Genomic DNA, 11,806 nt, shown 5'->3' with positions numbered 1-11,806 from the left:
ATAAATAAATGATGCTTGTATCGCTAGACTGATAAGAAATAAACCAACCTCATCAGTCCTTTATAATTTTAAAAATAGCTTAATCAATAATCTCACGCCAGATTGATCGCTTCGTTGCAAAGCCGGTGGCACTACTATTAAACGGAATATCGTTAATTGTTTCTTGATCTTTACCACTTACTGGTTGATTTTCCACTACTCCCTCGCCACCAATATTAAGTGTGTTAAAACCACCACTAGGAGCGCTTAATCGATGAGATACTAAACCGGATCCTGGAATGACCGCCCCGCCCGTTTTGTAATCCAAGTAATTAAACCAACCGTATCCTTCCGGCTGACAAGCCGTCGACTCTGGAACGGCCGTTGGAATAAGCAAAGTACCTAATACAAGTTGAGGGTCAATATTCACACGTTCGCGTGAATCAGGCAAATCAACATACCAACCTCTGCCTGTCGTAAAGTTAACAGAGTTGGCCGTTCCACTTTTACGGTTATCCGCACCACTTGGCACAATTGTTTGCGGCACTAAGCTAGCACGAGGATTAATCAAAGGTGTACTGGTAAACTCATCTTTAATTGCATAAATGGTTTGTTGATCTGAGTTGCTAAGGTCAGCTACTTCCAAATATTTACCCGTACCGATAAACACGACTACTTTACCTTTTATCAAACCTAGTTCAGGCGCTGTGGTAATAGGCTGAGCAATCGTCCCTGCTTTTAACTCAGCCAGTTTTACGGCTACATTAGTATTAATATCAAAACGCCATAAGTTGCCTAATAAGTCACCACCATAAACATAAGTTGTATTTTTATTTACATTAGAAGTTAAATCTAAAGAGATAATTTTACCCAGCCCACTAGGGCTGGTAGTAGTGCCAGCATTAACACCTGGGCTATTTAAGGTAGGAATAGCTTGTAGCTTATCGCCACTTGCAGCATCCAGAACAAACAAGTAACCGCCACCGTTTCCAGCGGTGTAGATAGCAGGGTTATTTGGTTTAAACTTTGTAGTTGTTAGGTTATAAAAAGCATCGTTATCTGAAACGTTGTTATAACCAGAGGTGAATAACACCACCCATTTACCATCAATATTGCGCTTTGTGATTATTGGGTTGCCAAAGCTATAACCTAGGTTAGGATCATTTTTTAATGTAGATGCATTTTTTGCATCAAACTCCCACATTAATGTCGGCGGATTGGCTGGGTTAGTCACATCTAATGCAACATACCCACGACCACCACCACCCAAACCTGCTACTAAAATCGTTTTCCAGGTAGCAGTTGTTGATGAACAGTTTGCTGTACAAATATCGGTAGTAGCAATAACACCATCTAAATAATAGGCATGTTTCGCGCTGTAATTACTATCTGCTAGTTTCCACATATTTGGTAATACCATAGTAGGAACATATGCCCACATTTCTTCCAAAGTATCTGCTCTGAATGCGTGCAACATACCATCGTTGGCACCTACATATACCATTTTTCTGCGCCCAGCTTTTGCTGCTTTAAATGCTTGGTAGCCAGGATCACCATATTGCAGCCTTGGTGGCGCAGTAAAGATGGGGTTGGCATGGACTAAATCACCCAAAGTCGCTAACCGATTGCGGAACACTCTATTGGCTGGCGTGGGTGAATTTAAGTCATAACCAGTTTCGCCGCGTAAATATTTCACCAAATTGGCACCAGTAGCATTAGTTTGCTGGTCAGTTGTTAAGGTAGGCCATTGGGTTAAATTTGCGGTCAACCAAGGCGTATCAAAATATTGCCTTTGAGCCATAGTTAAATTCGCGTAATCAAAGCCTTGTAATGTACCGCCTACATTCATGTAAATGTTTCTGGCACTACTAGTGAACGCAGATACCTTGTTTTTTAAAGTACCCGAACAAGAAGCATCCACAGGCACTTTACAATTTGTGCCATCTAATGTGCCGGAGCAGTTATCTGCATTAGTTACGCCTGGTGTCACACAGTTGTAACCGCCTGATCCATTACTGGCGATGCTAGAAGGACTTGCGCACGTATCGACTGGTACAATATCTTCTACACAACTGGTAGCTGAGCGGCTGACCTCTCCCGTGGTCAGATTAATTGTTCTTGTTTCCAGATTACCAATCCATTCGCCAGTAATATAACTACCCACATAAGAAAAGTTATCGCCGCCAACTGGGCTTAATGTACTAGCAGCAGCGGCCGAGCCTGTACCAGTTTTTACTTTAATGGACGCAATTGCTTGCCTAAGTTGACTTACCACATCTAACGGATTTTTAGCACTAAAATACGTACCACCGCCGTTTACAGCCGCGTGCCATAGGTCATCTACAGCAGTGATAGTGTTCTGAACAGGTTTAGGCCAATTTTTACTGCCTGCTTTAATATCGGCATAATCGCCTGGCAATCTTTCATAATTTGTGGTGTAAGAAAGTAATCCATCCACACCCAAGCCCATGGTAAGCGTCACCATGGTCTGTTTCTCATTAGGCGGAGATGTTGACGTTGAAGGTGTGACACAAACCCCTTCACCCAACGCACCCGTACAATTATTCAGTGCATTGGTACGTAAATCGGTGTCACGATAATACTTAGCGACATCGGCCAGGGAATTGCTAGCAGAAAGTACACCTGCTCCCTCTCGCATCCCTAAAGGAACGCTCGTTCCGCTATCTAAATTGCCAACCTCAGTTCCTGTGAGTCCATAAGGACCATATGAAGAAGTTTCATCACCAACATTCCAAAAACCGTCGGTAGTCAATAAGGCAAAGTTTTGCTGGCACTCGTACTCAACTGGGTCACTAAATACACTGCCACCTGTGGATTTATTCGCATAGATGAGCCCTGCCCTAGAAAGGGCGCCACGTAATGGCGTGCTTTTATCACTGGGCGTACTAAATAACTTAGCATACCAAAGCGTTTTTTGGTTGGTGTTAAAGCGTGCAAAGTTTAATGAGCGCGCGGGAACTGCTGAAGTCGCCATAAACCCTACTCTAAAATCATCGCCAATGTCTTTAAACGCTAGGCTGGTTGAGGTTTTCATCATTAGTGTACGGGTGCGGTAGTAGGTATACCAATTGGCATAGTTGGTCATTTCTTGCACATAGCTACAGCTAGCACCACAATCTGAACGCCCATCTGCTTTGGCAACTGTGCCAGGATAGTTATAGCTGGCGGTAGTGTTGTTTATCACGCTAAACACTGTTTGACCTGGAGCGTTATTAGCACCCCCTAATATAGGGTGTGTTGCTTTTGCAAACGCGGTAACGGTAGGCGCATTAGTAGTATTAGAGGCAGTAACAACAGCTGTTGGATAGGGTGTCGCGATTGCTGGCGCAGTGATGGTAAGAACATAGGTAGATGACACCGTTGCACTGTAACCAGCAACCTGACATTGCCCAGTGATTGCAGCGGTACAGGCATTAATATTAGCGGCCGTTTGTGAAGCATTATTACTTGTATTTGTAGAGGCTGTTGCGGCAGAGGTAATTATTTGACCGCCAACTTTAACATTGGTAATGGTACGGCTGTTACTAGAGCTAAAAGTAATTGTTGCTACAATTAATCCGGGTGAGCGCAAATTTGTAAATGGACTTACATTCGTTGCTTGACAACCACTACTATTGGCAAGTGTAGTGCCTGTGACATATGCAGGACTAGCTAAATTTCTTGCTAAATTAGCATCACTACACCACCTAGCTGGAGCTGGGAATGGCCGTGTAACAGATGCTACTGATTGAGCTGCACAATCTTTCAGATCGGACTTAGTACAAAACTCACCTGGCAAGGTAGTAAAATAATTGGCGCAGTTTGTTAAATTAGAACTCTGTCCACTTACTGGACAATGCGTATATATAGCAGAGGAAGCTAGGGTGCGATAAGCGTCAAGTTTTACTGCTTGCCAATTTGGTTTGCTGGCTGTGCTTGCACCACTCGTTGCATCTATGCCGGTTTGGCTAGGATAGACGGCAGTGTTTATCCCCCCTGACGTAAAATTCGCGGGCGGTAAATACCGTATGGCAGGATTATAATAAATAGTGTTAATGCTCGAATTTCTGCATAAGCGGAAATCTGTATTTTCTTCACATGCTTCGAAATCAGTTGCTATACTATCTGGCATATAGTTCCAAGACATACTACCTGAGTCATCGAATATAAATAACAAATTAGACTGAATGGGTACTGATGGGCTATTAGATAAAGGGATTGTCGCTAAATCTAAAGGGGCAGCCTGCAAAGAAACAGATGGAAAGGCAGAAAACACCAGCGCAATTATTGGCAACGCAAAACTAAAAATTTTATACAGATGATGCGACATGGTTAACTCCTAATAGGTGTACGTTTGCGTATAGCTCACGGTGTTTTTTGGCCCAGCAACTCTAACGGTAATTCTGTACATCGGGCTTGGTAGAGGGCTAAGATCAAGCATAAGATCATGATCGCCACCAATGCTACCAGTGCTGTCATTCCCAGCACCAAACTGACAGTCATCCACATTCGGAGCCACGTTTGGTTCACGACACATGCGTTGAACAATATAACGTATCTCGTTACCAGTATCGGTTTCTCTACCCGCTGTAATATTTACACCTGAAGCAACGGCACTATTGTTTGCCCAGGTGGCAGCGGCTCTTAAAACTGTTCGATCGTCTAAATCTAATGCATCAAAAGTAGAAAAATAACCATTGCCAACGCTATCCACATTTAAACTAGCCACATCTGCAATGGCTTGTGCATTTAACCATCCAACAGCCGTTTCTACGCCGCGGTCTGACGAAACAATTGCAGATTGTTTAAAAGCTAAATTACCTGTAATTAAGGTATTTGTATCTACAGAACGGATTAAAGCCGCCGCCGCCAAAGACATCACAACTAAAGCAATCAGCGCAATAAATAATACAACGCCGCTTTGTTTGTTTTTATTTAAAGAATTTTGCTGATTAAGCATTACAGCGCCTCTCTTGACCAAAGCATATTGCGCATTGGAATGATAGTTTCAAAAACTCTGTAGCGGTACCTATCCCAATTAGTTGTACCAGTTAAATCAATCTCTGGTGCCTCACCAAAAACAGAACCGTCCCAAGCGCACACACCAGTGGGATTGGTAGCAGTAATTGAGCTACACGCAGTACTGACCGTTTCTTTTTCCATTAAGCCGTTTCGTACAACCACAGCCACTCTAATCGCTTTTATGCGATTACGATTGGCTATCGTTGGTGTGGTCCATGTGGTGCCAGTTGCATTTACCCATTCATTTACTTGGTTACTATCCGCAGCAGATGAAACACCATATTGCGCCTGCATATTCACCACTTCAGAAACTATCGGCCGTCCATTTAAACGCAGCTCATTGTTTACAATTTGGTAAGTGTAGTTTTGCCAGTTGCCCATGCAGGCAAACTTGGCGCCAGTTACTAAAGGTCCGCCTGTAGGTGTCGCTGCACTTAATGCCAAATTTCTTGGTGTATTTGGATTACCATTCGCATCTGCAACTGTTGCCATCATGCAATTGTTACCACTGCTAATCAGTGCAATATCATTATTGTTACAGCCAATATTATTGGCAAGTACCATGCCGGTATTTGAGGTAGCATTTGCCGCATTCAAAATGAAAACAGGGGTTGCACCAACTGCTGTAGTGCTAAATCGCACCGTTATCGTGTCACTTGCGTTGCTTGCACCGTCTACAATAACCAGTGGAAATAAGTTAGTACTATTATTCGTTGTTGTATCATTATCGGGATCAAAATCTGCAAATGCTGCACATTTAAGCGAACTATTTTCCTTATCCGCCATGGGTAATGGCAGTCCGTAACCAGCCATTTGCACATCACGCTGAATGCTCATTAACGCAATACTGCCATTGGTTTGCGCATCCGATGTTCCAGATGTACTACGCTTACGCCCCTCAAACACAGAAAAAACCTGAACAATCACTAATGTTGCCAACAAGCCAATCACCAAACCAACCATCAACTCTACTAAGCTAAAACCGTTTTGGCTAGCATTACCTTGGCGAGTCCTCTTTTGATTTTTATGCGTATTTTTACAATTGAGCATCATTCAATTCCCTCAATTCTCGCATTTGTTGAGTAGGTATGAGGAAGTGCTGAACCTGGTAACTGCCAACTTACACTAACCGTCACAACTCGCTCTGGCGAAACTACTACTGTGCGATTGCCATTGGGTAATTGGGTAACAGGCTCATCAACAATGTAATCCGCAAGGCTGCCAAAGTTTTGCGCGTTAGTCCAAATTTCCCCTAATTTTTGCTGCGCAATAAATGTCGCTTCGGCACGATATTTAGCATCGTCTGTATTTTTTATCATTAAGCTTTGTAAACCTGCCAACGCCAGTATGCCAAAAGAAAATATAACGACCGCTATTAACGCCTCTAATAAAATAGCTCCTTTTTGTAAGGCGCGCGAAGAATTGACACGTTGAAGCATTCGATTATTCCTTTTCATATGCTGCATCTGCGCGGGTCAGTTCCAGAAGCATCTAAATTTGGATCACAAACCCTTACACTGCCACCAGCGCCCAGAATAACTCTCAACTCACGACTATCATCTTCAGAAATCGCGGTGTTATCAATCGTAAAAGTGGCGGTGGGTGTAGGTACACCGAGGCTGTTAAACACATAAGGTCCAGCATTATTAACAACCACATCAATATCTGTAGAAGAGCCTTCACCTGCACCTCGACTTTGAATAGTGCTCGCATTATCAGAAGCTGGACATGGGCCTGAAGCTGGAGCCACACATACTGTCCAAGCAGAATCTGTTCCGCGCAAATCAAACTGCACAGGCTGGTTACGCTTAACTGCCTCTGCACGCGCCACTTGCAGACCATTTTGAATGGATTCAGCGGCTGTTTTAATTCTAGTGTTTTGAATCATCTGCGTATAACTAGGTAGTGCCAGTGCGGCTAGAATGCCGACAACTGCCACAACTACCATTAGCTCAATCAGCGTAAAGCCTAATGATTTTTCATTTGAAGACATTAGCATGTACCAGTTTTACTAGTTACCCAGCACGCTTTTTCAGCCGAACCATCGTATTTAGAAGTTTTAGCGTTACTTTGATTGACGCTGTAGGAAAAGCCTGTCATGCCTTTGCCTGATACCCCTGTTGCAACAATGTTATAAGTTAAAGCATCAGGTGTTGCGGCACATGCATAGCTAAAATTTACCGCACCGCTTGTCGGCGCACAAAAAGCTGCACATCCTGCATAACTGCGATTATCTTGAAAACATTGCTCCATTTTTATGCGTAAATCAGCCAGTGTCGCAGTAGCTTCTGCAGCTTTACCTTTTTTGACATAATCTTGATAACTAGGTATCGCAACCGAAGCCAAAATCCCAATAATCGCCACCACAATCATAATCTCAACCAGCGTAAAGCCTTTTTGCAACCGTTTTAAAGTGTTCATCATCAATACCCTTTTTTGCTTATTTGCATCATGCCAAAGTCAAAATCACTATGCGAGCAGTATCCGATAATCGGTAAAATTTGCAGCATTAACGGCAATGGAATGCTTTTATTCGTGCTTAACGGGTATTTGTGCTCAATTAGCGAACCGCAAACTGCCCTATATACACATTAATGTTAAAATATGTCTTTATTGCTATTGCTATTGCTATTGCTGGACGATTAGGAGCGTAAATGCTTAAGCTTAATATTAAACTTAACACTAAATTCACCTTAAATTTTCTGTTATTAGCCATTTGTAGCACGCTAACAGCTTGCGGCACCAAAGGGCCGTTGTATATTCCTGAGCAACGTTATCCGCAAGGCGTTGAGCATCCAGCTACGCCTGAATCAACTAACCCAAATAAAGAAAAAGCGCCTATCATCCCGCCGATTGCAACCCCACCAACTGTTAAAGATTACTAATTAATTGTGCCTATGTTTGATTCTAAAAAAGTGTTTGATTTTAAAAATGGCAATTTACATGCCGAAAATGTGGCTTTAAGCCAAATCGCTGCGCAGTTCGCTACGCCTTGTTATGTGTATTCAAAATTTGCCTTAACCCAAGCCTTTAACAATTTTAAAGCTGGTCTAGCTGGCACAGATCATTTGGTCTGTTTTGCTGTAAAAGCTAACCCCAATATTGCTATCTTGAATCTATTCGCAAAATTGGGCGCAGGGTTTGATATTGTTTCTGGCGGTGAATTAGCGCGTGTTTTAGCCGCAGGCGGCGATCCGCAAAAGATTGTTTTTTCTGGTGTAGGTAAAAGTGCAGACGAAATGCGCGCAGCATTAAACGCTGGTATTTTTTGCTTTAATGTGGAATCAGCCAGCGAGTTAGCGCGACTAAACCAAGTCGCGGGTGAAATGGGCAAAATCGCACCAGTTTCGTTACGAGTTAACCCGAATGTAGATGCAAAAACACACCCTTATATTTCTACGGGTTTAAAAAACAATAAATTTGGCGTGGCGTTTGAAGATGCGATTGCGGTTTATGAACAAGCTGCCGTTATGTCAAATATTGCGGTACACGGCGTTGATTGCCATATCGGCTCACAAATCACTGAATTAGCGCCGTTTATTGAGGCGCTTGATTTGATTTTGGGCTTGGTAGATACGCTTGCCGCTAAGAATATTGTCATTTCGCATATTGATGTAGGCGGCGGTATTGGCATCACTTACTCTGATGAAACACCGCCAGAATTTGAAGTGTACGCCAAAGCCATTTTGGCTAAATTGGCGCATAAAAATGTCAAAGTATTATTTGAACCAGGCCGCGCTTTGGTGGGAAATGCTGGCGTATTACTCACAAAAGTAGAATATCTGAAACATACCGAAAGTAAGAATTTCGCTATAGTTGACGCCGCGATGAATGATTTGATGCGCCCCGCATTATATGATGCTTACCACGATATTGTTGCGGTGAATCCACGCGAAGGCGAAGCAGACACTTATGAAATCGTAGGGCCAGTTTGTGAAAGTGGCGATTTTTTAGGTCATGACCGTACATTTAAGTTAGCGGAAGGAGATTTATTAGCCATTAAATCTGCTGGTGCTTATGGTATGAGTATGGCGAGTAACTACAACACGCGCGGCCGTGCGGCGGAGGTGATGGTAGATGGCGACCAAATACATTTGATTCGCCAACGCGAAAAAATTGCAGATTTATTTGCGCTTGAGCAATTATTACCTTAATTTAACGCGCTTAAAAAGAGTGTTTTATTTAATCTAGTTAATACAAGTTACGCAAGAAAAAAGCGAGGAATCAATCCTCGCTTTTTTGTGACTTTTTAAGTGTTAAGTTTTGTATGCGTTAAAAACTTAACCTCTCAATTTAATCAAAAATCACCGTTTTATTCGCATAAAGCAAAATACGATTTTCAATATGCCAGCGTACGGCTTTGCTTAATACAATGCGCTCTAAATCGCGGCCTTTTTGAATCAAATCTTCTACTTGGTCGCGATGCGAAATACGATCAATATCCTGCTCGATAATCGGGCCTTCATCTAGCACTTCTGTCACATAATGTCCCGTTGCGCCAATCAATTTAACGCCGCGTTCAAACGCGCGATGGTAAGGGCGCGCGCCAATAAATGCCGGTAAGAATGAGTGATGGATATTAATGATTTTTTGCGGATAACGCGCCACAAAATCGGGCGACAAAATCTGCATATAACGCGCCAGCACGATGAGGTCAATATTGTAATCCGCAAACAATTTAAACTGCGCGGCCTCAGCCGCCGGTTTGTTGTCTTTATTCACTTCAATATAGTGAAAATCGATGCCGTAAAATTTTACTAAAGCTTCAGTGTCACGATGATTACTGATAATTAACGGTATGTCACAAGCCAATTCGCCACTTTTGTGGCGATGCAATAAATCGGCTAAACAATGATCGTATTGCGAAACCATAATCGCCACACGCGTTTTATGTTGCGACAGTTTAAGCTGCCAATGCATATTAAATTTGCTAGCTATCGGCGCAAATGCTGGCTCAAAATCGTTTTCAGCTAAATTGAAATTGGCAACATCCCATTCCACACGCATTAAAAATAGATTATTTTCTGCATCTTGATGCTGGTCTGCGTGTAAAATATTGGCATTGTGCTGATACAAAAAATCAGCAATAGCCGCCACGATGCCTTTAGCATCTGGGCAGGTAATCAGTAATGTTGCGGTATTTTTCATATCATTATTTTACAGCCGTTGTTTTACAGCTGTTTAATTAAAAATTTGTGCCATTATACCGAATTATAATGACTAACTAATCACATGCAGTTAACCATTTAAATTATGAGTGAAGCCCTTACAAAACCAGCTGCCACAGCACCAGCTAATATCGTTTTAGCGAATCCACGCGGATTCTGTGCGGGTGTTGATCGCGCGATTATTATTGTTGAACAGGCCTTAGAAAAATTTGGCGCGCCGATTTATGTGCGTAACGAAGTTGTCCACAATAAATTTGTGGTAGACGGACTGCGGGCCAAAGGCGCTATTTTTGTCAATGAACTAGACAAAATTCCGACTGGTAGCACGGTGATTTTTAGCGCACACGGTGTTTCAAAAGCAGTTAGACGAGAAGCTGAATCACGCGGATTAACCGCATTTGATGCGACTTGCCCGCTGGTCACGAAAGTGCATATTGAAGTCGCCAAAATGCGCCAGGCCGGTATGGAAATCGTGATGATTGGGCACAAAGGTCACCCAGAAGTTGAGGGGACTATGGGGCAAGCTGAAGACGACCATGTTGAAGATAATCCTGCTGATTTAGGGATGTATTTGGTGGAAACGCCTGAAGATGTACTGAACTTAACCGTTAAAAATACTGAAAAACTGGCTTTTGTTACGCAAACTACGCTTTCTATGGACGATGCGGCATTGGTGATTGATGCGCTTAAAGCCAAATTCCCGCAGATTAAAGCACCTAAAAGCGATGACATTTGTTATGCCACGCAAAATCGCCAAGATGCGGTCAAGATCATGGCGAAAGATTGCGATTTAGTGATCGTGGTCGGTTCACCCAATAGTTCAAACTCCAACCGATTAAGGGAAGTCGCGCAAAATCAAGGTGTTGAGGCCTATATGGTGGACAACGCTAGCTATTTAAAATCCGAGTGGTTGATTGGTAAAAAGAAAATAGGCGTTTCCGCTGGCGCATCTGCACCTGAAGTTTTAGTGAAAGAAGTGATTGCGAAGTTGCAAGCTTTAGGCGCAGCTGAAGTAACCGAGTTGCATGGCGTGATTGAAAGCGTAGTGTTTCAACTGCCCAAAAACTTAATCAATGCAGTGAAAACCAACAAAGAATAATCCCGCAAATCGCACACTTAAATACTGATAAAAGATTTATTCACTGTGTTTAAAACACCTATTTCGGCACTTGTGCTGATTCATACCAAAGATTTGCAAGTATTAATCATGGAACGCGCGGATAAAGCAGGCTTTTGGCAATCTGTAACGGGCAGCATAGAAGGTAATGAAACGCCAAGACAGGCGGCGATTCGTGAAGTACTGGAAGAAACTGGGCTAGATACTAATCAATATGATTTGCAGGACTGGCAAGCCAGTAATATTTACGAAATCTATCCGCATTGGCGGCATCGTTATGCGCCAGACGTAGTTGAAAATATAGAGCATTTGTTTGGTTTGGAATTGCCGCAACCTTTACCGATTACACTAGCGCCAGATGAGCATATTCGTTATGAGTGGGTAGATTGGCGTGAGGCAGCGAGTCGCGTTTTTTCTTGGACGAATATCGACGCGCTTAAAAAATTAGGTGAAAGACATGATTTAGTTTTATAACATCGCTTATAAAATTACTTAGCAAAAATCTTTCAATAAATATAAA

The 11,806-nt window shown here is 42.6% G+C and carries 11 protein-coding genes; 4 read left to right on the top strand and 7 right to left on the bottom strand.

Annotated elements, in window-relative coordinates:
• Positions 1-79: 79 nt before the first annotated feature.
• Genes METVE_RS0105415 through METVE_RS0105390 form a run of 6 tightly spaced genes read right to left on the bottom strand, consistent with a single transcriptional unit; the run spans position 80 to position 7,422 of the window.
• Positions 80-4,309 carry a pilus assembly protein gene (locus METVE_RS0105415; RefSeq protein WP_020167435.1) on the bottom strand — a complete coding sequence of 1,410 codons (4,230 nt, stop codon included), beginning with the start codon at positions 4,307-4,309 and terminating at the stop codon, positions 80-82.
• Positions 4,310-4,318: 9 nt separating this feature from the next.
• Positions 4,319-4,939 carry a pilus assembly PilX family protein gene (locus METVE_RS0105410; protein ID WP_020167434.1) on the bottom strand — a complete coding sequence of 207 codons (621 nt, stop codon included), beginning with the start codon at positions 4,937-4,939 and terminating at the stop codon, positions 4,319-4,321.
• Entirely contained in the window at positions 4,939-6,054 is a 1,116-nt protein-coding gene (locus METVE_RS0105405; RefSeq protein ID WP_020167433.1) for a PilW family protein, read from the bottom strand. The genes METVE_RS0105410 and METVE_RS0105405 overlap by 1 nt, the downstream gene beginning before the upstream one ends.
• A complete protein-coding gene (locus tag METVE_RS0105400; RefSeq protein WP_232415399.1) occupies positions 6,051-6,440 on the bottom strand; it encodes a type IV pilus modification PilV family protein in 390 nt (129 codons plus the stop codon). Before METVE_RS0105400 ends, METVE_RS0105405 begins: the two co-directional genes overlap by 4 nt.
• 14 nt (positions 6,441-6,454) lie before the next feature.
• Entirely contained in the window at positions 6,455-6,994 is a 540-nt protein-coding gene (locus METVE_RS0105395) for a GspH/FimT family pseudopilin (protein WP_020167431.1), read from the bottom strand.
• A complete protein-coding gene (locus METVE_RS0105390) occupies positions 6,994-7,422 on the bottom strand; it encodes a type IV pilin protein (RefSeq protein WP_020167430.1) in 429 nt (142 codons plus the stop codon). The genes METVE_RS0105395 and METVE_RS0105390 overlap by 1 nt, the downstream gene beginning before the upstream one ends.
• A gap of 233 nt (positions 7,423-7,655) precedes the next feature.
• Here METVE_RS0105390 and lptM point away from each other — a divergent pair, with 233 nt between their 5' ends.
• Together lptM and lysA are read left to right on the top strand one after the other, a co-directional pair.
• Positions 7,656-7,886 carry an LPS translocon maturation chaperone LptM gene (gene lptM / locus METVE_RS0105380; protein ID WP_020167429.1) on the top strand — a complete coding sequence of 77 codons (231 nt, stop codon included), beginning with the start codon at positions 7,656-7,658 and terminating at the stop codon, positions 7,884-7,886.
• A gap of 12 nt (positions 7,887-7,898) precedes the next feature.
• On the top strand, positions 7,899-9,155 hold the full coding sequence (lysA, locus tag METVE_RS0105375) for a diaminopimelate decarboxylase (protein ID WP_020167428.1): 1,257 nt from the start codon (positions 7,899-7,901) through the stop codon (positions 9,153-9,155).
• A gap of 139 nt (positions 9,156-9,294) precedes the next feature.
• On the opposite strand, the gene purU is transcribed toward lysA, so the two are convergent.
• Positions 9,295-10,149 (bottom strand): formyltetrahydrofolate deformylase, encoded by an 855-nt coding sequence (purU, locus tag METVE_RS0105370; protein ID WP_020167427.1) that lies wholly within the window; start codon positions 10,147-10,149, stop codon positions 9,295-9,297.
• A 105-nt stretch (positions 10,150-10,254) separates the two neighbouring features.
• On the opposite strand from purU, the gene ispH reads away from it, so the two are divergent.
• Both ispH and nudB read left to right on the top strand, forming a co-directional pair.
• Positions 10,255-11,268 carry a 4-hydroxy-3-methylbut-2-enyl diphosphate reductase gene (gene ispH / locus METVE_RS0105365; protein ID WP_020167426.1) on the top strand — a complete coding sequence of 338 codons (1,014 nt, stop codon included), beginning with the start codon at positions 10,255-10,257 and terminating at the stop codon, positions 11,266-11,268.
• A 45-nt stretch (positions 11,269-11,313) separates the two neighbouring features.
• Positions 11,314-11,760, top strand: coding sequence for a dihydroneopterin triphosphate diphosphatase (nudB, locus tag METVE_RS0105360; RefSeq protein ID WP_020167425.1), 447 nt, complete (start codon positions 11,314-11,316; stop codon positions 11,758-11,760).
• Positions 11,761-11,806: the final 46 nt, after the last annotated feature.

The organism is Methylotenera versatilis 79, from assembly GCF_000384375.1.
GTDB classification, from domain to species: domain Bacteria; phylum Pseudomonadota; class Gammaproteobacteria; order Burkholderiales; family Methylophilaceae; genus Methylotenera_A; species Methylotenera_A versatilis_B.
Note: the sequence above shows the minus strand (reverse complement) of the source record. Positions and strands in the feature narration are given on the sequence as shown.